The following is a 23,927-nucleotide window of genomic DNA, read 5'->3' as shown; positions in this document are numbered from 1 at the left end:
TCACTTGTTCCGAATGACATCCTTTGTTATATCCTTCGTTTTTGTAAATCCAGGTCTTAAATTTTCGTTTGACAATATCTTTCGGAAAATCGTATCGTCTGATGACTTGTATTTTGGTGTTAGCGGCGCTAAATAAGGTACTCCGAAACTTTTTAATGTCGTTAGATAAGCTAAACAAACGATAAAACAGCTTACCATCCCGAATATTCCAAATAAGCCTGCTGCTACGAGAAAACCAAACCTTGCAATTCTTATCGAATAGTTAAGATTGACATCACCGATTGCATAAGAGGATAACCCTGATAATGCCACAACAATAACCACAATAGGACTAAAAACATTCGCTTCCACCCCGGCTTGACCTAAAATTAACGCACCAACAATACCGATAGTCGGACCAATTGGAACAGGAACACGTATTCCTGCTTCCCGAATCAGTTCAAAAGCCGTTTCTAGTAATAGTAATTCTATTATGGCAGGAAACGGCACCATTTCCCGCGCCCCTGCAATGGCTAGTAATAAATCGGTTGGAAGCATCTCCATATGATAATTCGTGATCGCAATGTAAATGGATGGAGTGAATAATGTTATAAACATTGCTAAAATACGCAGAATTCTAGTAAAATTCCCATAAACAAAACGTAAATAATGATCATCCCCAGTATGAAAAAAGGACCAAAAAGTGGCTGGTGTAACTAGCGCAAACGGAGAGTTATTCATGGCAATGACCACGTACCCATCTTCAATAAAAGTGGCTGCACGGTCAGGTCTCTCCGTTTGCAGTATCGTAGGAAGCAAGCCCCTTTTCCGATCCTCTATATGCTGTACTAATAGGCTTAAATTTTGTACAGCATCTTTTGTAATCGCCCCTATGCGTGCCTTTACTTCACTTACTACTTCAACACCCGCTAATTCTCTATTGTAGATAATATATACTTCATTCTTTGAACGTTCCCCAATTACCATCTTTTCTACCGTGAAGTCTTCACTGTGTATTTTCTTTCGAATCAGAGAAATGTTTACATCTGCTTTTTCAACAAAGGATTCCTTCGGTCCAAGCAAGGTCGTTTCGTTTTGGGGCTTTTCTACATTTCTCCCTGCTGCCTTTGAGGTTCTAATAAGATAACCTTGTGCTTGTCCTTCAACCAATAACAGGGTGTCTCCTGTATTTAATTCTTTTATCGCGTTATTTATTTCCCTTTCCTCTGAGACACCACTTGCACTGATAGCTGAACGTACATCCTCAATGACATTCCCCGTTGTAATTAATGGTTTTATAATTCCTTCATCAATCAGCTTTGGATCGGCCAATGATGGAATGTAGAACAGAACAGCCTTTTGCTCCATCGCATGAATAGTTAATTCCCTTATCATAAAATCAATGTTTGTAGGATATGAATAAATTTGTTTGATAATAGTTGAATCCAGGCTAATATCTCCAGAGAAAAATTCCCCTTTTTGGAGAATAGGATCATCTAGACATTCTTTACTCATTTCTAGTGTAAACATTTTACTTTTTTTAAAAAATGAATTCCTCATGGTTCGTTAACTCCTAGGAGAAAGGATATATTCTACCGGTTGAATATGAGTATAAAAATTTAACTGTATTCACAAAGTTTTTGCTTCTAGATTATTTTTCACAAAAAACCAATTATTATGAAATTAATTAGATCATTTACATAGACAAAATTAAATTTTGTAGTATTGTTTATTGATCATGAAAATGAAATCATTAAACAATAAATGACCCGATCGCAAAAAAAACAACCCAGGTCGGTTGCTTTTACGTAACAAGATAATGATTAATTAAATAAACTTTGGAGCTTCCATACCTCATCCGAGTCCTTGTACAAATCAATGCATATTTACTTTGGACCAATTCTTCTACATAAAAAAAAACCTTAAACATTCTAAGCTAGAATGGTAAGGTCTTGATTACGATTGCCCTAAGTTCATAGGTTGGTAGCTTTTCTTCGGTGTGTGCTCTTTCTTAAATCCAATTTTATAATGATCAAATAAATGAGCGATATATTTGGTTAACTCGAATTGTTCTTTTTGGATAAAATCAGTTAATGACTGCGTTCTCTGTTCCATTTCTTACTCCTCCTCGTGTACTCCCTTGTTGATTTTTATTTTTCCAAGCTTGTACTATTTTCAATATGTATTTATCTTTTTCCTACTATTCTATTCGGTATTTGCCCCGCCTACGCAATATACCATGACAGCCACGCGTGCCATCCGCCTACATTTATTATATATGAAAACGTTTACAACTCAAAGAAGAAACGTTCGTCATAGTTCGACACATTCTTGTCGTAAAAGAATTGAACTCCCACACAACGATAATTCCCTACTTGTTTGGAAAACATTACCTGCCCTCTAAGTACAAGCACAACAACTCTTTGTTGCATAAAATGTCGTGTTAAAACAAGGAGGGTATGACATGTATAAGGACAGGATAATTCCCTGGATTGTAGCAGCATTTTTCGCGACATTTGCCATCTTCTCTTTCACCGTTATGAATTCAACTCCACCTGAGCCAGCCGCAGGAAATGGAGTACATGAGGAAAATGGCGATAGCGGTGTTACAAACAATGTTGAAAATAACGTCAATGGAGATAAAGCAGATATCAATAATTCAATTAAGAATAATTTGAACGGAAGCAACAACAATCAAATTGAAAACAATATAACCAACAATATCAATGTGAACGTGGATGTTAATGTGAATAACAATATTGATAACGATGTAGATGATCCAAACTCTGGTAATAGTAATGGAGACCAGGAAGATCAAGAGCAAGGGAACACTAACAAGGACGGCACTGCAGGCGGCGATGAAGTCGTCTGGGGTGTCGATTCTGCTAATCTCACGACCTCTGAACTGCTTGCATGCGTGAGGGAGAACTTCGGGGACCCCCAAATATGGGGCCGTTATTTAGGAGAGAAGGAAGGTGTATCGGTGGGCTTAACGTCCGAGGAAGTTGAGATGCTTCACTCCAATGATATCCAGGTACTTGTCATTTGGAATCATTTTACCGACGCCACCGGCTATGATAATGGAAAAAATGAAGCCCAGCAAGCCATCGCTAAAGCTGAGGAACTAGGAATTCCTGAAGGTGTGGCCATCTTCGCCGATATTGAACCGACCTATCCAGTAGATTCAGAGTTTATCAGAGGATGGTCTGAAGTCATGAATCAATCGAATTATGCCTCAGGTATCTACGGGATTTTTGATACTGAACAAGCATTATATCATGCCTTTAATGAAGCGGCATCAGCTGATCAAGAAATTTTAGAGAACACGTATCTTTGGACAGCTGCCCCGAACGTTGGCATCACACCAGAGTCCGAAGCTCCTGAATACCAACCGGATGCTCCAAAAAACGCCCTGGTCGGAGGATGGCAGTATGGAATTGATGCCGAAGAGTGTAATATTGATACGAATCTTTTTAATGCCGATATTACAGAGGTTTTGTGGTAAATAAGGCTGGTGGACCACATTGTTGGTACAGTAAGTAAAAAAGTGCGATAATATTAGAATATCTTATTATCGCTCCCAAAAATTCTATATCATTTAATGAAACGGATAAATCGCTTTTTACCAATCTGTAATACGTCTTGGTTCATTAATACACGGTCTAAATCATCTACCTTGATTTTTTCTTTATTGAGCTGTACACCATTTTGTTTAACTAAACGGATAAACTCACTTTTACTCTTTACAAATCCATTTTCAATTAACTGCGGAATGACGGCTTCAACTGTTTCTGCACCAATTTCTATTAAAATTTCAGGAATATCATCCGGTATTTCTTTTTTACTAAAAGCACTTTCAAAATATGCAGCCGCTCTTTTCGTTTCTTCTTCTCCCCAGTATAAACTTGTAATGATTTTAGCCAATTGAAGTTTAATATCCCTCGGATTAACGCCTTTTTCAAGAAGCTGTTTCATGTTGTGTATTTCATCTGGATGTTCATCCGTTGCCAACTCAAAGTATTTAATAATTAGGCTATCGGGTACTTCCATCACTTTCTTAAACATGACTTCTGCCGCTTCATTTACTCCGATATAATTGCCAAGACTTTTACTCATTTTCTCTACACCATCAAGACCTTCGAGCAATGGCATAAAAATCGCAATTTGCTTTTCTAATCCCCAATGTTTTTGAAGAGTACGACCCATTAGAATGTTAAATGTCTGATCTGTACCGCCTAATTCAATATCCGCTTGTACCTCTACCGAATCATACGCTTGCATGAGTGGGTAGAAAAATTCGTGAATTCCGATTGGTACTTGATTTTTATATCTGTTTTGGAAATCATCACGTTCTAGAATTCTTGCAACTGATGTTGTTGCTGCTAATTTAATGACTTCCTCGAATGTTAATTTTGATAGCCACTCACTGTTAAAGCGGACCGTTGTTTTTTCTGAGTCTAAAACTTTAAAGATTTGCTCAAAGTATGTTTTTGCATTTGCTTTAACCTGCTCGTCACTTAAAGCAGCCCGTCCTTTTGCTTTTCCTGTTGGATCCCCAATACGGCCAGTAAAATCACCGATAATAATGACAACTTTATGACCTAGATCTTGCATCTGCTTTATTTTTCTTAATACAACTGCATGACCTAAGTGAATATCAGGTGCGGAAGGATCAAGCCCTAATTTAATCGTAAGCGGACTCTGTAACTGGTATGACTTCTCTAATTTAGCTAGTAATTCTTCCTCGTTTACGACTTCTTGAACACCCTTCATAATAATCTTTAATTGTTCTTCAGGTTTTACTAACATACTAACATCTCCTTGAAATATTATTTCTAATATTGCAAGTTCTATAAGAAGCAAAGGATAATAAAAAACGCCCTTTTGGATTAACCAAAAGGACGATTTATCTCGTGTTACCACCTTTAATTCATAAGCAACTCACATTGCTTATCTTCGTAAGTACAGTCATTTGACGACGATACTTTAGCACATGATTACGGGTGCTTAACCGGTGCAGCCTACTAAGGAAATCCTGTTCGGTACACAGCTCCAAGATGTATTCACAATCGTTCAACATGCACCTCTCATCAACCGGTAACTTTCTGTCTGTCTACATGATTGCTACTCTTTCTTATCATAGCCTTTGTTCTTATACTCCGAAATGTTTGAAACAAATCTTCGTTATGCAGATATTAATGTTATTGATTTTATCTACGTTATTAAACTTTGTCAATATAGTAGATTCCTATTCCAGAAAATGGATCTTAAATGAAAAGCGACGCATTTCTTAGAGAATGAGCCACGATTGTTGAAGATCTATTAATTACCTAAAAGGGAGGCTGGCAATATAACCTGTAAAGAAAAACAACTCCCGAATGAAGAACGGAAAGAATTTTACTGTTCCATGCCTTTATGCAGAACTTTGGGTAGGTGATGAATGTTCTCAAACCTAACATCAATTAATTTTTCTTTATAAACGCCCCGTTAGCTCCATCAGAATTTCCAGTGAAATCAATTATTAACCATATTCAACCTTTGCCGTATACTTGTTATCAAATTTATTCTTGATTAAGATTGTTTTTTTTATTTTCAAAGTAATATTGAAAACCATAAAGTAAAAATGCCTTTAAAAAATAATAAATGAAAAATTGAGATCCATTAAATCGAACTAATCGCCAATATTTTATTTTTTTTGCAAACCTCGCAAACAGAAACGCAAAGAATGCTTCAAAAATTGCATTAATCAATAAAAACATTTTAAGTTTTCCATACGTCCATTTTAATATCCATAATGAGCTCGCCATAAATGGACCGACAAGAAAAGGAAATTCACCAATTAAGACGGAATTCGGTTTATTATAAAAAACCCACCATTTTCGTCTTTTCCCAATTAGTGTCGTAAGTAATTCTATAAGAAAAATAAGCAATGAAGCTGGGAAAAACCTTTTTATGTTATTAGATCCCATCAAAGGAAGTGTTATCCACGCTAATATGACCATTGCAAAATTTATATATCTTTGAATATTTTTAGACATAGTTACAACATCCCTTCTGATTAAACACACTCCCCAATTGATAAAATATCCAAACATGTAACTTCTATGTAGATAATCTTCAACAAACCAGCCTCGTTGTACAACAAGAAAAAAAGACCGCCGCAGCGATCATCTTTAACTATTGCACCCGGTTGCAATAAAAGTTATATCTATAAACCAAGTGCTGGACAACCTTTGTTTTCGATTTCTTCTGCACCAAAAATCTGATAGAAATAATGTTTTTCTGGTTTTCCTTCCTCCTGACTAGCTCCGGTCGCTCCAAACCTAATTTTTTCTTGAGGTAGTTCTTCTATTATTTCTCCTTTTTCGTTAACATAAAACGCACGTAATTGATAAGCCCCAGAATGTTTTTCATTAACCCATCCAAAATCAAAAGGTGAAGAAGTATTTAGAATTCCGCTCTTTGGAACTTTATAAACAATTTCATTGTTTTCTATTTTTAATGGTTTTGCACCATCCACACTGTAGTTAATGACTACACAACCTTCAAAACCCGAAGGTAATAAATATGTTTGGTCTACTCCTTCTGGATTGACTATAAAATTATACATTGCTCCTAAGAAAATTAGAACAACCACTGCTATTCCAATTTTTGCTTTCAACAATCCCACCCCCGTACTGAAACACACTTTTTATTCGCTACAAATATAACATATTTACTTAAACTGAGCTGCCCAGTAGACCTCCTGCCTTGTTAAAGCATCAGCAAGCGAAAGAAGGTGGTGATGTTGATAGAATTATTGGAGATACATTAACATTACAGCACCGTTTCCCCTATTGATAAGACCTTCAATTGCTCCTTTGGCAGCTGTCGTTTTTCCCATTCACGGAGTAAACGCTCTAAGGCTTCGGGCCCTGTGTCATCTGCCAATCGTTAAGCACCATAATGCATGAATAAATTATAGGTACTGCTATTCGTAGGAGCATTCAAATCACCCATAATAACCAATGGTAAATTAGTATTTTCAGTTCCTGCAAGATTTTCATTTGCTTTGGCAATAGTAAATGAATTTAATGGAGGATGGAAACGGCAGTTTTCCTATTAAATTGTTATTATGTAAAAATAGAATTCAAATTGTACCTTTAACAATGCAGCTTGTCCAAAAAAGACCGCTATCTACTCACAAATAGCGGTCTTTCCTTACATATTCAAATTTTAACTACTATACTAGTCACTGCTTTCATCATCATCATGGTGGTTATCATGGTCGCTGTTTTTTTTCTGATTATGCCCGTAAGCTAGGGTTGCGGGATCCGTCTTACCAAATGTCAAATACCACGGCTCCGATAATGGTCCTCCCTGAAGAGCAGGACGCACAAACACATCAAATGTTTTGGTCTTTACGTTGTAGCGACGTACAGAACCTGTATCAGGTCCCAAAGGTTCTTCTGTAACAAACGGACCCGGTCCTGTAATAGGGACAAACAGCTTACCGTTTGGTCCAAACAGGATTGCCTGCGCAAAAGCTCGGGGCTGTCCGACGGAATAGAGATCAATCATGTCAAAAAGTCTGCCCCTACGATTGAAGATTAAAATTTTATCTGTGTCGTTCGAGTCCCTTCTGAAGCTAGTGATATAGAGGTTGCCATCAGGGCCGAAGACCAAACCTTCCGGACGGTTAAAATCGGGGATAGAATCGCCCTCAATGAACACATCAATGAATTCCCCGGTATTCGGATTATAGCGCACTACCCGTCCACCAAGCTGGCCTTCTGCAGTATTCGGGTTATTGCGGACGGACACATATAACAAGCCATCTGGACCAATTACTACACTTCGAGGGAAAAACTCTACTGCAGGCGGGTGTTCAAGATTCCCTAGAAACACCCCAGTGGTGCCATCATATGTCCGCACTTCTCCATTCAGTCCGTTCTGTACAATAGTGTCTGCCACAAACAGAATATTTTGTTTAGAAAGCACGATTCCGCGCGGGGCGAACGGGGCGTTAGGGTCATTGGGAGAGACAAGAAATCCTTGAAACTGACCAGTATGTTCATCGTACTTTAAAATGCTTCCATTTTGAAGTGCTGGAGGAGGTGGAGGGTCTACGTTTTGGTTAGTAACAAGGAGATTGCCATTATGGTCGAAGATAAGCCCTCGGGGACCATTTAAACCATTGTCACCTGATGGAACAAATCTTCCAAGGAACCTGCCCGATTCAGCATCAAATGTCTTTACCGTGTTGTCGAAGCCGTCTCCAATGTAAAGATAGTCATGTCGTTTCAATCTAGCTAAAAACTCCCTTCTATTAATAGTGTTTTAGATTTAAATTATTATTAAATCTATAATTATTCTATTCGTATGTGAGCTTTTTGTACGGGACAAACCCTCTGATAAAAAAACACAATTTTTACTTTAGGTAGTCACACCTAATGTTGATTACCTAAAGGGGAGACTGACAATATAACCTGTATAAAAAAACAACTCTCGAATGAAGAACGGAATTTTACTGTTCCATGTCTTATATGCAGAACTTTGGGTAGGTGATGAATATGCTTCCATACCAGTATTTTTTGCCATTAAAATGGCTCTTTTCATATGTAACGGGTCGCTTACAACGGTAAAAGTTTCAATGTTTTCCTTAGTTGCTATGTCATATGCGTATCTGAGGTTCTCCTCGGTGATTTTTGACTTGGTTTCAATCAAAATATCATCCGGGTTGACATTGTTTTTAACAGCGTAGTCCCTTGCAACTTCTGACTCTGCAAACTTATCCCCATCCCCCTTACCGCCAGTAAATATTATTCTATTTACATACCCATTTTCATAAAGCCAAATAGCATGATTTACTCTTTCCTGTAAAACCGGTGATGGTTCATCATTCCAAACCGCAGCTCCAAGTACCACAGCTGCATCAGTCTTAACTAATTGAACTTTCTGACCAAAAGACCAAATACTAAAGGCTGAATAAGCTATGAAAATAAAAATAAAACATATTATCAGAAAGACAAACCTGAACCAAATTTTTTTCAATGAATTCCCACCTTACGATATCAAGTTTCAATAGAATATTACATTTAATATTTTCGTCTGCTAGATTCCATTACCCTTCTTCCGCAAATCTGCAACTTACTTGAATGTTCGCTTTTATATTCATTCATTCTCCTTCTTAATATTTATTCACAATTTTTTGCAAGAACAGAATCCTATTAACCAAATACCATTCCAGATTATATGAATCCTAGGCCACATCCACCTTTTGTTACTTCAACTGGCGGTTTTGGACTAACCGTTCTTATTTATCAAAAGTAAGAATAGAATGATATGAATTTGATTTTTTTATTGGGCAGGAGGTACTATATGAATATTACACGCTTAGGTCATGCTATGTATATGTTCGAAAGCAATGAAGGGAAAAAATATCTCATCGATCCTTTTTTTGATTTGAACCCTGGATTTCCTCAACATTTAAACAGGAAGGATTTCTACCATTCCATTGATTGTGTATTTTTGACACATGGACATTTCGATCATACTAGTGGACTGGCTAAACTGGTTGAACACAACCCAAACGTTATGATTGTTGCTCAGTACGAATTAGCATTACTGCTCCTTCAACAGGGTATCAAAAATGTCCTTCCTATTAATCTAGGGGGTTCCGTTTTATTTGATGATGTGACTGTCACGATGGTACAGGCGAGACATACATCCTCCTACAACGAGACAGAAGGCCCCCCAGTATATGCTGGTGAAGCAGCTGGTTATATCTTTGACTTTAAAAATGATTATACCCTTTACCATTCAGGCGATACAGCACTGATGTTAGATATGAAATTGATTCAAGACGTCTATCGTCCGGAAATAGCCATATTATCTTCATCAGGACATTTTACGATGGGACCAAAAGAAGCAGCATATGCTGTACAAAATCTATTAAATGTTAAATATGTGATCCCGATTCATACCTTCCCGACAAAAGAAACGGCAGCATCACCCGAATGGCTAGATCAATTATTAAAAGCCTTCCCTGTCGTGGAAAATATGATTGATAAAGACAAAGAGTTGAAAGAATTGTTAAAGGATTATCGACAAACCGAGGTGATCACCTTAGGTTACGGAGAGGTAAAGTCTTTCGAAAAATGTTAAAAAGAAGAGGTACTGTATCATTAATTTGATCGTACCTCTTTCTCCTTTTCGGATGAAATTATCATTTCTTGAAAAAACCGACCCTATTTACGGTTCACCAGAGTATCTAAAGGAGGTTTTATGCTTTTAAGATATCGTTTATGACCGAAAACCCATATTTCCTCGCTTATGTATCTAAGAAATTAACAACTTAATGTTAAATAATAAGGATGATGCCTTATGCACCATCCTTATTAACGATAATCATTATTTGTAGTCAAGTATACAATCATCTTTCTTTTTAAGACATTATATATATTAAATTATATCCAATTTTTAATAAATGACTATAACTAAGCAGCCATGAAATTTGATTTCCAGGAGTGATCGATTATGTACACAAACAAGGGGAAGACTCCTGTTATAGGAATCTGTGTATCGAAGGTAAAACGTGATCTGCATCGTATTGTAGCAGAAAGACTTAAAAGATATCCTTGTGATGCTACCCTTATAACTTTTAGAATCGAAAAATTAAATTTAGAAAGACAGAAAGTACAAGGCACTTGTTTCGAGAAGAAAGAAGGGAAAATAGAACATTACCAAGGCTCATTTCCAATACCAAAAGTCCTATATATGCAAAGTTATGCAGACCCAGATTTATTTAAGAAAATTGAAGAGTCAGTAGGGTGTATCATTTTCAACAATTTTATATTTGAAAAATGGCAGGCTTGGAACCTATTTGCTTCTAACAAGACTCTTATGTCCCATCTTCCAGATACAAAGAAAATTTGTACCGAAATAGAACTTAAGACATCCCTATCCCTTTATCAGGATGTGTTTTTAAAACCAATTAACCCCGTTAAGGGTCACAGTAGTAAAGGTATTGTACGAGTTAAATTAATCAATGAGGAAAACATCAAGGTCATATATCAAAAGGGCCACAAAATAATTCTTGATGAGTTTCAGTCATTTAATAGTTTTTGGTCATCAATCCAATCCACGCTCGCAACCAACTCATATATCGTACAACAAAGTATAGAGACAATAAGATGGGGAGAAGAAAAGCCAACAGATATCCGGATGAATATGAATAAAAATAACAAGGGTGAATGGACAGTCTCGTCTTTGTTCGCACGGATAGCCTTAAATGGCAGTCATGTTGCCGCTGGCCGGGGGACACAATATCTGCCAATTGAAATTAAGCAATTTTTAAGTTTACATTTTCTAAATGATGAAATCAAAACAACAGCAATGATAAATGCTTTAACGAATCTTGGTCATAAAATATGTCAAACATTTGACCAATCGGGATACCATATGGCAGATTTAGGTATTGATCTAGGTATAGATAAAAGTGAGCAACTATGGATTTTTGAAGTGAACCCTCTTCCATTTCCTTTTGCTTCACCTATACGTGATGATTCATGGATAAAACCACTAGAGTATGCTCGATATATTCTAGAAAAGATGACTAATTCTTGAAGACATGATCCATTTTATCAAAAATGTTTTTTTGATAAATTAGCCCCCTTTTACTAAGTCCGTTGAAAAATGCTATACTTCATTTTCGTTATATAATATATCTATAATTTGGGCACTCACTTTCATATATTTGTCCACTCCAATCCTCCCCGCCATCATACCTTATTAATGGAGTTGCACCTTTAGTGCCTCTACAATATAAAAAGGAGTGATGGATTAAAATGAATCCAATGAATAATTGTAACCAGAGTCTTACAAGATCATCCAGTTCTTTAGATCCTATCATTGACAACGGACCCGCAGGTTTTGTGCAATTGGGAATCAATCCGGAAGGACATTTGAACGTTCCAGGCGTTCCAGGTGTCACTCAACCTTCATTTCAGGACGGGACAACAAACGTAGGTTTGCGCTTTATTCCTACGAATGGTGAGGCCACGGCACCCGGCTGTTTATGTGAAGGATGGGGGGTCGCCAACAATGATATGGCTACTGGACAGTTTTCTCTCTTCGCTAATGTTTCAGTCGATGGCGGTCCTAATAATATGACCATAGTATCAGCTAACACCAGTGGAACCGGGAGTTTACCAGATTCTACTGCAACTACCTTTACAACTCTTGTGAACGAAACCGCTAGCAATCGAGTGAACGTGACTCACGATTATCACCCTTCAGCTTCACCTAATCTGTATCAATGTGATGTAACGATTACCAATACCGGTACACCAATTGGAAATCTCCTATACCGTCGTGTCATGGACTGGGACATCCCCCCTACAACATTCAGCGAATGGGTTGAAATTAACATTGGTACTGCCGTTAATGTATTACAGGCTACGAACGATGGCTTTGCATCGGCGAATCCGCTTGCTCCACCTTTTAGCGGTAGCCTTACTTGTCCAATACCAGAACCTCTCACACCAGGGGGGACAACATTTTATGAAGACGGTCCTTGTGACCAAGGGGCACTGTTTGATTTTCAGTTTGGAGCCCTCGCACCTGGTGAATCCAGAACATTCACCATCTTCTATGGAGGGGCAGTTACCAAGGCAGATGCACTGCTTGCACTATCATCGGTAGGGGCAGAAGTATACTCTCTTGGACTCCCAACCAACTCTGATGGAAGTGAAGATATTGATGGTCCAAATGTATTCATTTTCGCATTTAGGGGTGTCGGTGGAAAACCAATTGGAAAATAGCTTCATGATGCCATAGGGTAAATTTTTATTGAAAGGGGCCATATCCTAGCAAACTAGATTGGCCCTTTCTTTACTAAACTGATGAAGATTATAAAACTCGTAGGATCTGACAAAAAATATGAATAAAAGGTTGATATTATGAAATCTTTATTTCTGAAAGATATCCTTACACATATAGAAGGACAGGTTGTCTATGGAGCCAGTAACATCCTTGTTGAGAACGTTGTAAAGAAACCATATGAGCTACGAGATAGTACCTTACTGTTCCACTTAAACACAAAAGAGAACTTAAACTTAAATCAGTTTAAAAGTTACCGTTCTTGTGTGTTAGTCTCAGAAAAGTTATTCGATTTCACGACTCTTGAGCAAGATATCACTGTCGTGAAAGTCCCCAATGTACGTAGAGCATATTGGAGTTTTATTCACTACTATCGCTCCCTTTTTAATATTCCAGTGATAGGAATAACAGGAACCTGCGGCAAAACAACGACTAAAGAAATGATAAGGCATATTCTAAAGGAGCGGTATAAAGTCCAGTCCACTTATCTTAGTCACAATATTTTAGACGCTAATCTCCCCTATTTACTTGGAATTGACCAGGATACACAGGCCGCTGTATTTGAAATGGGTGTTTACGGTCCTAGAGATCTAAAGATAAGCTCCAAGTATTTTGTTCCTGACATTAGTGTTATTACAACAATCGGAATTGATCATTTAAATGGCTGTAAAAATGTAGAAACATATATTAAGGCAAAAACTGAAATTATTAAGGGAATGTCCCAAACAGGAACTCTCATTTTAAATGCAGACAATGAGCACCTAAACAAGTTAGATCTGCATGCATTTAAAGGAAATGTTATTTATTTTGGATTTAATGAGAAAGCCCATTTCAGGGCTTCTAATGTTCGATATACCTGTAATGGAATGGAATTTACACTTCATTTCGATAATCAAATGGAGCACCTTTATGTTCCCGGGTTTGGAGAACATAATGTGCAAAACGCCTTGGCGGCAATAGCTGCAGTTTACACAATGGGTTTTCCAATCAAAGAAGCAGGAGACAGATTAAGGGATTTCCAACATGTGGAAAGGCACTTGCAGGTTTACTCTAGTATCAAAGGGTGTACCATTATTGATGATACTTGGAGTTCAAACCCAACCTCTATGGAAGCAGCACTGAACGTTCTTAAGAATATTTCTAATGGAAAAAAAACGGTTGCTGTTATAAGCAGAATGTCATTGCTAGGTAAGTCAACCAGAAAACTACATGCTGGCATTGGCGAAAAAGTCGTAGAAGCAGGCATTGATGTGCTTGTGTCAATCGGTGATGAAGCTGTAGAAATAGGCAGAAAAGCACTAAACTTAGGAATGAATGAGAACAAAGTCTTTTTTTGTAAAGACAGTTCAGAACTAATGGAGCTTCTTCCAAATATTGTAGAAGAAGATTCTATTATACTCCTAAAAACTTCTGGTGAAGATGCCTATTTAAGAAGCTTCTTCATTAAATAAAAAAGGAAAACCAACTTTTAAGATAAAAAAATTAATTTTAAAAAGCCAAGTAGGTCAATTACTACACTTTTGGTTGAGATATACTGAGTAACTCCTAAGGAGGCTAGATACCTTGCCCGAAGAAAATAAAGTAACTGTTGTAATTCCAACATATAATCGTGCCCATTTAATTCATAAGGCCATTGATAGTGTATTAGCGCAAACTCATCAAAATTGGAATTTACTTATCATTGATGATGCTTCAACAGATCATACTATAGAAATCATTGAATCTTATCATAAACAATATGATCAAATCAGCTATTTTTGCATGCCTCAAAATATGGGCATTGGTCATGTACTGAATAAAGCATTACAGCTGGTGAAAACCGAATTTCTGTTACAACTGGACAGTGATGATTGGTTAGAGGAAAAATGTATTGAGACACTCTTGAAAGCTATGGAAAAAGAACCTCATTCCACAGCTTTATGCTACGGTAATCATCTGTCGTGGAAATCTAAATATAGGAAGAAGTTAAGAAGATCAAGATCCTTTTACAGTGATAAAAAATGTATATTGCTTACTGCAAATTCGGTATATCCGAGGTTTTACCGAACTTCCTGCCTCCGTTATGTAAATGGATGGGATGTAAATGATAAATTCAATGGGCGCCATATGGAAGATTTACAGATCATGTTCAAGCTTATAGAGCACTTTAATTTCCATTGGATAGATGAGCATCTCTATAACTTATCAAGATTTAACAGAGAAAGATTGACGAAAAGAGAAAATATTCATAAATACAATGAATTACGAAGAGATTTAGTGATAAAGAAACAAAACGAATGGAGATGTAATTGTATACCTAAATTCAAGAATACAAATAGATGGTTAAAAGTTTTTTTAAAATCTTCCTGCGAGAAAGAATAACTTAACAAACGCTTTCCACTAGGCTCGGGCTTATTCGAAACTAGTGGATAGACTCCTTTATATTTCAGCAGGCCTTTTTCACTTATGGTACGGTTCACCGTCCATTTATATTTACAATTAAAAACTTAGGATTTGATAGGGATTACTACAACAATCGTTGTTTTATTCTCAGTTGAGTCTATTAATATTTGCCCATCATATGAATGGATTACATTCTTTACAATATATAATCCCTGGCCCCTTATTTTTCCCTGCTCTTCTTTTTTAGTCGAATAGCCTCTTTTAAAGATTAGTTCTTTATCCAGTATTTTCTGACCTGTATTAGTAATCTTAAACAAATACTTAGTTGATTCAGCCTTACATTCTATGCCTATTTTCCGTTCATCCTCCGGGAGTTCTATAACGGCTTCAATTGCATTATCGATTAAATTGGATAAAATCTTAATTAAATCTACTGTTTTGATTGCTTCAAAGGAATGATTCGTTACATTGAATTCAATGTCAATATTATAATTTTGCGCTGAAAATTTCTTTGTTTGCAATAAAACTGACAATCCAGGGTTCTTAATGTTAAAATCCATTTTCCCAATTGCACGAGCTTCCTTAAAAAGTGAAGTTGCGTATTCTAGAGCCATTTCATGACTTCCTATTTTTAGAAGACCATGTAAAACTTGTATATGATTTAGAAAATCATGCCTTAAAGATTGAACAGAAGATATTAACGATGTTACCTCTGACTGATAGATATTTTCAGTATCCTTAATTTCTTTTGCTGCTTCTCGATGATACCATCTCTGAATGAGAATAAATGAAATACTTACAATTAGGACAAATACACCGTTAAAAATTAATAGCCAAACACTATCCTTTAATATTTTTTGGCCAATATCGTTAAGGACATCTGCACTAATATCAATTCCTAAAAAGCCAATAATATTGCCTTCTTGATCCTTAATCGGTGCCCCGACAGATAAATAATCCCCATATTTTAGATCTGTAATTACGCCAGTAACGTATGTTTTTCCCTCATAGGCCATTTTCACTTGCTTCTCTGGAACTGTACAAACTTCTCCTATGGCGAATTCATCAATCTCTTCAGGCATTCCAATGATCATGCCCCTCGATACTACAGGATTATCTACAACTAAAGTATAGACGTGAAGGGCGCCAATTTTTTCCCGTGCATCATTTAAATACTTTCTAATTTCCCAATACTCCTGGCTTTTAACAGGGTTAGCCAAAAATTTTTTATATCCTTCTACATCCATCGAAGAAGCGATAGACTCTGCTGCTTGAAGGCTTCGATTGGCGATAGACTCTTCTACCGTTCGAGTAATTTTGGAATAGGACATATAAATGTTTAGACTTATAAAAAATAATAAAAGAATAATGAATATTGTAAATATGAGTTTTAATTTTCTATTAAACATAGGGCATTTTTCCTTGTCGATAAGCTTTATTTTTTATGCGCCGATAAAAAAAGAGCCTTCACCTGATTTTTTTATTACTACTAGTATTATATATTATCATTCTAATATATTTTTGGGAACTTCATGTCATAGAAATGGTGCCCTTCCCCCAATATGCTAAAGCATTAATGTAGCGGAGGATAGGCACCATTATCAGTTTTATGGATTAATTATTCATTATATTGAACCTCTCTTGTTTCTGGATCAAATGTAATCGTGTCTGTAATCGGCTGGATAATGCCGTTTTGCGCCTGTGTCATAAACATGGAAGTCAGACCGTAATGATTATTTTCTGAGAAGGACACCCCGGCATAAAGAGAACCGTCCCAATTATCAAATGTATAGAAAGACTCGATAAAGTTCTCCCAAGTGAGTTCGTCCCCAGTTCTTTTAATATTTTCTACTAAAACTTGTGCTGCAGCCCATCCAACCTGTGAAAATCCTGCTGTAGGTTCATTTGGATAATCGTTTGAGAAGCGTTCAACAAAAAGCTGCATTTCTTCATCATCAGGGACGACTTCAGGCATCGGGAATGTTGCACCAGAATAGGTTCCTTCCCAAACGTCTTTACCAGCTAATTCAAATAGATTGTTATCATTTGCCCCTACTGAAGAAACAATAAACGCTGGTTCCGTTAATCCAATTTTATGCATCGCTTTTTTCATATTAGCTGCCGGATTCGGAGTCGAGAATTGCAGGATCGCATCCGGATTTGCCTCCTGTAATTTTTGTGCCTGCGAACTAAATTCGGTGTCTGTAGCAAGGTGTGCCACCTCAGCGACAATTTCCACCCCAGGATAGTTGCTAATCGCTGCTCTAACGGCCTCAAGGCCTTCTTTTCCATAATCATCATTTTGATAGGAAATGGCGATGGTCTTGGCATCCAGTTTGTTTATGGCAAAATCGAGAAATACTTGAGCTTCAATTCGATAGTTTAAAATATCTGACCCAAAATAGTTTGGTAGTGCAGGATCAAAAAATTGATTCGCTCCAGTCCCCAAAAATACCATTGGTATTCCTTGTTCAACAATATAATCCTTTATGGCAGTGTTACAAGGAGTACACACATTCCCCACTGTAGCAAATACTTGATCTTCCTCTACCAATCTTTTTGCCACCTGAACGGTTTTAGCTGGTTGATACTGATCATCATAAGCAATCAGTTTCAACTGGCGCCCATTCACTCCTCCGTTTTCATTGACGTACTTGAAATAGGAGTCAATCCCTTTCCGTACAATGTCGTAAATAGCAACAGGACCAGTTTGTGGACCAATATGGCCTATCAAAATTTCATCCTCTGTCACACCCTGTGCAACATTGCCAGCTTCTTCGTCCCTTACACTTGATGAGTCTTCACTGCTGGTTGTTTCACCTGAACAGGCTGTTAGCATAAACAACATAAATAAGCTGAAAATCCCCCATAAAAAAAGCTTTTTTCCTCTCATTTGTACTCCTCCTCTTCCTCTATATCAAATTTTTCTTACTGCCAAACCCGCTTTCTTTCGCTCAATGAAAACGCTATCATTTGAAAATATCATCCATAAAACAACTTGATTTTTTTAAATATATGTTAAATATATTTAAAAATTATACAAATATTCAGACTATTTGTGTACTCTTTCTAAACTCATCTTAAAGAGAGTAATAAACATAAAGAAACGCTCTCGATAGAAAAGAGAGATTCCAGCTGTAAACACTATAGGAAGCGTAAGCTCCTTCCCCCATGCTTAGCTTCAAATTGTTAAATAATTTGGAAAATAGCGGAATAATAGGATCTAAAATAAAAGTTTTAACGCTCCTTTTAACATTTTTTGGAACTAACTAGTTATAATTGATTTTATCCCTACTAATTTTCAAATTACTAGTAAATATGGAACTATATTGAGATCAAAATCCATTTCCATCCAAATTTGTATAGCTTCGAGTGCAGCTTTCAAGGATGGGTTCTCATTCAATTTTGCTTGGAATTCTTCATGGATGATGTATTCCTATCCAAGCCGGTTTTTTCACAAAAAAAAGCGCTTGGTGTTTTTCCAAGCTCTGCAGGAAACTTACTTGTTAATAATCCACCCTACTCGTCGAATTTTTCCATGTTTCAAATGGGTGGTCATAATTAGTTGGGCAAATTTGTTTCATTTTTATACTGCGTTTTTCGATGGGTAAGTCTAGTTGTTCATAAATAAACTGATCGTCAAATCCAATTTTAGCTGCTTCTGATTTTGTACATGCATAATATACCGCCTTTGGTCGAGCCCAATAAATAGCTCCAATACACATAGGGCATGGTTCACAGCTTGTATAGATCTCACAATCTGTAAGTTGGAAACTTCCTAAAAATTTACATGCTTCTCGTATAGCTTGAACTTCTGCGTGGGCCGTTGGGTCATATGTTCGGGTCACTTCATTCCTGCCAACGCCGATTACCTTTCCATCTTTCACAACAATAGCTCCAAACGGTCCTCCATTATTTGTCACGACATTTTCATGAGCAATACTTATTGCCCTGTTCATAAAGTCTATTTCCTGCAAAACCAATCACCTCTCCATTCTCACGTCAAATCCTTTCAATGTGGATGCACTTTTTTTAATGGTTCAATAAAAACCTCAAAGATTCCGCCGCAAATCCCGCCATCTTCGTAAAATAATCCTTTCGTCAGGTCTACCTTATGTTTTTTAGGAATTCCAGTGTCGATTACATCAAACGCTTTTTCAATGACTTCTCCTTCCCCACACCCTCCACCGACCGTACCGATGATTTGTCCATCTCGAAAAATAATCATTTTAGAGCCGACATTCCTTGGTATCGATCCTTTTTTGGAGATGATGGTCGCAAGGGCTGCAGTTTCACCGCTTACATGTAATGAAACAGCCTTCTCCATGAGTTTGATATTATCCAATCTATCCACCTCGAAAACCTAATTTTGCTAACCTGCGAATTTGTGTACTCAGTGAGTGTCCCGATTTGTTGTTTTTAACCATTAACATTTCTGCTAAAATACTGACGGCGATTTCTGATGGTGTCTCAGCTCCTAAGTCCAAACCTACTGGTGTATAAATGTGATCGAAGATATTGTCTGGGAACTCCTCTCTCAGCTCCTCAAACACACCGGCAATTCTTCTTCTACTTCCAATCATTCCAATATACGCAGGAGTTTCCGTCCTCTTTAATAATTCTTGAAGACTAAACACATCAAATTGATGACCTCTTGTTAGAAGTACGATCCAAGTATTTGCGGTAATGGTGCATTTTTGGAAAAATTCTATATATGATTCACAGATGACTTCATTTGCCAAAGGTAAGATATCCTGTCTCGCAAACTCAGGGCGATCATCTACAATCGTAATATAGTACCCCAGCATAGAAGACATTTGAACGAGCGCCTTTCCAACATGACCCGCCCCAGCAATGATAAGATGAGGCGGAGGAGGGACTACTTCGACAAAAAACTCTACATCTAGGTTATTAATCTGAATAGTGATCGTTTTCGATTTTCGCTTTTGAATAAGATGTTGACACCATTCTTTTATACTAATCTCAAAAAATTCCATTTCAGATTGTTCATAGTATGAACTTCCATCCTCACAAACTAATAACATCTTTCCAAGATAAGATGGTTCCGGATGAAAGGTAATTGTCACTAAAGCCGTTACTTTTTGCTGATTTAACTTATTCTTCATCATTTGCAACATTTCGGAGCTCATCATTTATACTACCTCACCACTTTAATCCAATTTAGAAAAGATGGTCATTAGTTGATGCGGTGACCTTCTTTAAATGCTCTTTTTTTCAAGAAATAACGCAATAAATTTAGTGCCACTGTTTTCCGATATACAGCCGTTGAACGATGATCATCTATCGGGTTTATTTTTCTATCAAAACCAGCAACGACCCTATCAATCACCATGTTATCCAAAGGAAATGCTTCCCCCACGATTGTTTGTTCAATATCCATAAAACGTACGACAGTTGGCCCCACAGCACCAAATGCAAATCTTGCATCAATAATCCTGCCTTCATCTAAACGCAGCGAACCCGCAAACGATATTTTCGCTATGGCATCTGCTCTTCTGTTAGCTACTTTTTCAAAAACAAAATGAGTGCCTTCTTCCTGCACCTCTGGTAATATGATTTCTGTAAGTATTTCATCCTTTGATATTTTCACCTTTCTAGGTCCTTGGATAAAATCCTTAATTTCTATTAGCCTTTCTCCCTTTGACGATCTCAGTTTTATTTTTGCGTTATAGATATATAATAGAGGCAAAGTATCTCCCGCAGGGGATGCGTTACAAATATTCCCGCCTAACGTTCCTCTATTTCGAATAGCTGGCGCTGCGATTTGTTGTATTGCTACCTTTAGGATTTTCGGTATGAGGGGGTGTTTTAGCAATTCGCTATAGGAACAACAAGCACCGATATGAATATCTTGATTGTTTTGATAAATCTTCTTTAATTCTTTTAAATGATCAATAAAAACAATCGGTTTTTCAAACTTTGCGGGTACCCCTCTTGGGCTTTTATGCTGAACCATGATATCCGTGCCGCCGGCAATAATTTGACAGTCTTCTTTGCTTAGTTGAGAAATCGTTTCCTCTAGACTCTCAAATCGATAAGATGAAACTGTATGCATTACCATATGCCATCACCCTTTTTCGCTGCTAAGGAAATGGCATCCACAATCATGTTATAGCCCGTACATCGACACAAATTTCCTGAGATTCCTTCTCGTATTTCTTCTTCTGTGGGATTTGGATTTTCAGATAATAATGCGGCACTTGCCATGACCATTCCCGGTATACAGAAGCCGCATTGCACGGCGCCTGCCTCAGAATAGCAATCACTTAAAATCTTAAATAGTTCCGTTTTGCTATAGCCATCAATGGTAAGGATGTCTGCACATTCGATAGCACCGATCGGAATAAGACAGCTATTTTGCACAAGATTATTCACCATCACACTGCAAGCCCCGCATTCCCCATCGCCACAGCCTTCCTTTGTACCAATTAAATCAAATTCGTCTCGTAATAAATCAATTAATCTTAGAGTTGGCGGAGCACTAGTTTCAACTTCTTTTCCATTAAGTTTAAATTTAATCAAGCGCTTCCCCTGCCTTTTTCATCAAACTTTCGATAATATATTCTGGTGTAACAGGAATTTGATAAAAGGATATCTGCAAGGCATCCTCTATAGCTGCTTGCACAGCAGGAGCTCCTCCAGTTAAAGGCAACTCACCGACACCTTTCGCGCCATAAGGTCCTCCAGCATAAGGATTATCAAAGAGTTTGCTTTCAATATGAACGACATCCATAGCGGTTGGGGGTCCATAATCTGAAATGCTTTTTTGTTGGATCCTGCCTGATTTAGACGTCATTTTTTCCATAAAACCGTAAGCAATTCCTTGAACCAGTCCGCCATCGATTTGCCCTTTTACAATGCGTTCATCAATCGCTTTTCCGATATCAAAACTTCCGTAAACCTTTTCTACTCTAACGTTCCCAGTTAAGGTATCCACTTCCACTTCAATAAAATTGATTCCCCACGCATAAGCTGGATAAGCATCACCAGAGAATTTTTCTTCATTCCAAGGAATCATTTCTTCATGTACATAATGTTCGATGACCTCTTGAGCAACACCCGACTGCCATTGTTCTTTCAGTTTTTTTGCTGCCCTTTCTAGCAATTTTCCAACAATCATCGTGGTTCTAGATGCAACGGTTGGACCAGAGTCAGGAACTACTTTCGTATCGGGATATGGAAAGGATATGTCTTCATAAGGCAAGTCAAGCTCTTTGGCTACAATTTTGCTCATGGTTGTCAGCACACCTTGACCAATGTCTGCATTTGAGATCTTGATCTGCACTCCATCATTTTCTGTTTTTGCTAGTTTAACAGTCGCTTTGATATGATCTCTTTCGCCGCTTCCGGTAAATCCACATCCATGCAGGAAAAAGGAAGCTCCTATCCCTTTTTTATAGCGATTACTTTTTTGGTTAAAACTACGATACTCCGCTTTTTTCTTTGCATAGTCCGTGACTTTCATTAAATCCATGATCATGTCTTCTAACAGAACGGGATCTTTGAATTTCCCGTTTGTAATAGTTGGGTCGCCTTGTTTCACCATATAGTTTCGTTTATATTCAATAGAATCTCGATTGGCCTTTTTGCTGATGTGTCCCATATGACTTTCAATTGCGGCAAAGCTTTGCGGTGCGCCAAAGCCTCGAAAAGCCCCATTAGGGACTGTATTGGTTTTTAGCGCATAACCTTTCGCATGAAAGTGCGGAATTTTATATACCCCTGCACTATTTAATAGTGCCCTTTGCAATACGACTGGACTTAAGCCTGCATTTGCCCCGCTATCAAGAAAAAGCTCCACACTCATACAAAGTATATTTCCTTGTTTGTCTAATGCAGTGCGATATTTAAATTTTGCTGGATGCCTCTTCGTCGTTACTTCCATATCCTCAGCACGGTCAAACAAGAGCATAACCGGTTTTTTAACAACCTTTGCAGCTACGGCAACATGACAAGCCATCATGGAGGGGAAATCCTCTTTCCCGCCAAAGCCACCGCCTGTAGGACTTTGGATCACCCTTACCTCATCATCCTCACATGCCAATGCGCTAACCAATGCATTTTTCACATAATAAAGACACTGCATTGATCCTTCTACAAGAATCTCATCTTGTTTGTAAATCCCAAGCATTCCTTGAGGTTCCAAATAGACATGTTCTTGATATCCCGTCTCGTACTCTTCTACGATCACTTGATGTGCATTTTTTTCAATAGATTGGATCACGTCCAGATCTTCACCAAATTCATGACTGGCAAATATCCCCGCTTGATCCTTTTGTTCTATCGCTTCCTTTAATGTAAAAATCGCTTGATGCTCTTCGATATCCACTTCTACTTGTTCTAACAATTGATAAAGAATGTCTAACTCTGGTCCAACAAGCATGAACATGGGTTCACCGATATAATTGACCCACTCATTCGCAAAAATGGGTTGGTCTTCTTTCAAAATTTTCACAAAATTATTCCCAGGGATGTGTTCGGCTCCAATCTTTTCATAACCTGCAGGCAATGGGGGCAGCTGGATGGATCGGACTTTACCGTAGGCAACAGGTGATCGATACAACACACCATACAGGAGAGTATCTAATTTGACATCGCTAATATAAGGGAGTTGACCTGATACTTTCCCATCGTGCTCTTTTTTCTTCACAGAGGTACTTATATCTTTATTAAGCATTACGCAA

Annotated in this window: 21 protein-coding genes, 1 pseudogene and 1 other annotated feature; of the genes and pseudogenes, 6 read left to right on the top strand and 16 right to left on the bottom strand. The window is 37.5% G+C overall.

Features of this window, described 5'->3' with window-relative positions; translation table 11 throughout:
• Both CZ487_RS12840 and CZ487_RS26630 read right to left on the bottom strand, forming a co-directional pair.
• The gene (locus CZ487_RS12840; protein WP_084783251.1) at positions 1-1,539 is read right to left on the bottom strand and encodes a spore germination protein; all 1,539 of its coding nucleotides are present in this window, start codon (positions 1,537-1,539) and stop codon (positions 1-3) included.
• A 396-nt stretch (positions 1,540-1,935) separates the two neighbouring features.
• Positions 1,936-2,094 carry a hypothetical protein gene (locus CZ487_RS26630; RefSeq protein WP_154676033.1) on the bottom strand — a complete coding sequence of 53 codons (159 nt, stop codon included), beginning with the start codon at positions 2,092-2,094 and terminating at the stop codon, positions 1,936-1,938.
• A gap of 349 nt (positions 2,095-2,443) precedes the next feature.
• Between CZ487_RS26630 and CZ487_RS12835 the strand changes: the two genes are divergently transcribed.
• Entirely contained in the window at positions 2,444-3,484 is a 1,041-nt protein-coding gene (locus tag CZ487_RS12835) for a glycoside hydrolase domain-containing protein (protein WP_077212532.1), read from the top strand.
• An 89-nt stretch (positions 3,485-3,573) separates the two neighbouring features.
• On the opposite strand, the gene tyrS is transcribed toward CZ487_RS12835, so the two are convergent.
• The 6 genes and pseudogenes from tyrS to CZ487_RS12805 form a co-directional block, all read right to left on the bottom strand.
• Positions 3,574-4,788 carry a tyrosine--tRNA ligase gene (gene tyrS / locus CZ487_RS12830; RefSeq protein WP_077212531.1) on the bottom strand — a complete coding sequence of 405 codons (1,215 nt, stop codon included), beginning with the start codon at positions 4,786-4,788 and terminating at the stop codon, positions 3,574-3,576.
• Between the two features lie 85 nt (positions 4,789-4,873).
• Positions 4,874-5,129, bottom strand: a binding site (T-box leader).
• 411 nt (positions 5,130-5,540) lie between these two features.
• Complete coding sequence (locus CZ487_RS12825; protein WP_077212530.1) at positions 5,541-6,017, bottom strand: hypothetical protein; 477 nt, start codon at positions 6,015-6,017, stop codon at positions 5,541-5,543.
• A gap of 170 nt (positions 6,018-6,187) precedes the next feature.
• Complete coding sequence (locus tag CZ487_RS12820; RefSeq protein WP_077212529.1) at positions 6,188-6,640, bottom strand: DUF6843 domain-containing protein; 453 nt, start codon at positions 6,638-6,640, stop codon at positions 6,188-6,190.
• Between the two features lie 155 nt (positions 6,641-6,795).
• Positions 6,796-6,930 (bottom strand): annotated as a pseudogene (locus CZ487_RS27520) (MBL fold metallo-hydrolase); the annotation flags it as partial.
• A gap of 276 nt (positions 6,931-7,206) precedes the next feature.
• Complete coding sequence (locus tag CZ487_RS12810) at positions 7,207-8,265, bottom strand: NHL repeat-containing protein (protein WP_077212528.1); 1,059 nt, start codon at positions 8,263-8,265, stop codon at positions 7,207-7,209.
• A 153-nt stretch (positions 8,266-8,418) separates the two neighbouring features.
• Positions 8,419-9,012 carry a YdcF family protein gene (locus CZ487_RS12805; protein WP_077212527.1) on the bottom strand — a complete coding sequence of 198 codons (594 nt, stop codon included), beginning with the start codon at positions 9,010-9,012 and terminating at the stop codon, positions 8,419-8,421.
• 327 nt (positions 9,013-9,339) lie between these two features.
• Between CZ487_RS12805 and CZ487_RS12800 the strand changes: the two genes are divergently transcribed.
• The 5 genes from CZ487_RS12800 to CZ487_RS12780 all read left to right on the top strand — a co-directional run bounded on the left by CZ487_RS12800 (position 9,340) and on the right by CZ487_RS12780 (position 15,201).
• Positions 9,340-10,125 carry a metal-dependent hydrolase gene (locus tag CZ487_RS12800; RefSeq protein WP_077212526.1) on the top strand — a complete coding sequence of 262 codons (786 nt, stop codon included), beginning with the start codon at positions 9,340-9,342 and terminating at the stop codon, positions 10,123-10,125.
• 372 nt (positions 10,126-10,497) lie between these two features.
• Positions 10,498-11,586, top strand: a complete 1,089-nt coding sequence (locus CZ487_RS12795) for a YheC/YheD family protein (protein WP_077212525.1) — start codon at positions 10,498-10,500, stop codon at positions 11,584-11,586.
• 221 nt (positions 11,587-11,807) lie between these two features.
• Complete coding sequence (locus tag CZ487_RS12790; protein ID WP_077212524.1) at positions 11,808-12,782, top strand: hypothetical protein; 975 nt, start codon at positions 11,808-11,810, stop codon at positions 12,780-12,782.
• A 138-nt stretch (positions 12,783-12,920) separates the two neighbouring features.
• A complete protein-coding gene (locus tag CZ487_RS12785; RefSeq protein WP_077212523.1) occupies positions 12,921-14,291 on the top strand; it encodes a UDP-N-acetylmuramoyl-tripeptide--D-alanyl-D-alanine ligase in 1,371 nt (456 codons plus the stop codon).
• 112 nt (positions 14,292-14,403) lie between these two features.
• Complete coding sequence (locus tag CZ487_RS12780; RefSeq protein WP_077212522.1) at positions 14,404-15,201, top strand: glycosyltransferase family 2 protein; 798 nt, start codon at positions 14,404-14,406, stop codon at positions 15,199-15,201.
• Between the two features lie 125 nt (positions 15,202-15,326).
• On the opposite strand, the gene CZ487_RS12775 is transcribed toward CZ487_RS12780, so the two are convergent.
• The 8 genes from CZ487_RS12775 to CZ487_RS12740 all read right to left on the bottom strand — a co-directional run bounded on the left by CZ487_RS12775 (position 15,327) and on the right by CZ487_RS12740 (position 23,920).
• Positions 15,327-16,631 (bottom strand): GHKL domain-containing protein, encoded by a 1,305-nt coding sequence (locus tag CZ487_RS12775; RefSeq protein ID WP_077212521.1) that lies wholly within the window; start codon positions 16,629-16,631, stop codon positions 15,327-15,329.
• A 209-nt stretch (positions 16,632-16,840) separates the two neighbouring features.
• Positions 16,841-18,115, bottom strand: a complete 1,275-nt coding sequence (locus CZ487_RS12770) for an ABC transporter substrate-binding protein (RefSeq protein ID WP_077212520.1) — start codon at positions 18,113-18,115, stop codon at positions 16,841-16,843.
• A gap of 613 nt (positions 18,116-18,728) precedes the next feature.
• A complete protein-coding gene (locus CZ487_RS12765; RefSeq protein WP_077215301.1) occupies positions 18,729-19,199 on the bottom strand; it encodes a nucleoside deaminase in 471 nt (156 codons plus the stop codon).
• Between the two features lie 35 nt (positions 19,200-19,234).
• Positions 19,235-19,567, bottom strand: a complete 333-nt coding sequence (locus CZ487_RS12760; protein WP_077212519.1) for an XdhC family protein — start codon at positions 19,565-19,567, stop codon at positions 19,235-19,237.
• Position 19,568: 1 nt separating this feature from the next.
• Positions 19,569-20,375: an XdhC family protein gene (locus CZ487_RS12755; RefSeq protein ID WP_237562877.1), complete on the bottom strand. Its 807-nt coding sequence runs from the start codon at positions 20,373-20,375 to the stop codon at positions 19,569-19,571.
• Between the two features lie 44 nt (positions 20,376-20,419).
• Positions 20,420-21,304 carry an FAD binding domain-containing protein gene (locus CZ487_RS12750; RefSeq protein ID WP_077212517.1) on the bottom strand — a complete coding sequence of 295 codons (885 nt, stop codon included), beginning with the start codon at positions 21,302-21,304 and terminating at the stop codon, positions 20,420-20,422.
• Positions 21,298-21,765: a (2Fe-2S)-binding protein gene (locus CZ487_RS12745; RefSeq protein ID WP_077212516.1), complete on the bottom strand. Its 468-nt coding sequence runs from the start codon at positions 21,763-21,765 to the stop codon at positions 21,298-21,300. The genes CZ487_RS12750 and CZ487_RS12745 overlap by 7 nt, the downstream gene beginning before the upstream one ends.
• Positions 21,758-23,920, bottom strand: a complete 2,163-nt coding sequence (locus CZ487_RS12740) for a xanthine dehydrogenase family protein molybdopterin-binding subunit (protein ID WP_077212515.1) — start codon at positions 23,918-23,920, stop codon at positions 21,758-21,760. The genes CZ487_RS12745 and CZ487_RS12740 overlap by 8 nt, the downstream gene beginning before the upstream one ends.
• Positions 23,921-23,927 lie beyond the last annotated feature (7 nt).

The sequence above is a fragment of the Robertmurraya dakarensis genome (assembly GCF_900156875.1).
In the GTDB taxonomy this organism is placed as follows: Bacteria; Bacillota; Bacilli; order Bacillales; family Cytobacillaceae; genus Robertmurraya; species Robertmurraya dakarensis.
Note: the sequence above shows the minus strand (reverse complement) of the source record. Positions and strands in the feature narration are given on the sequence as shown.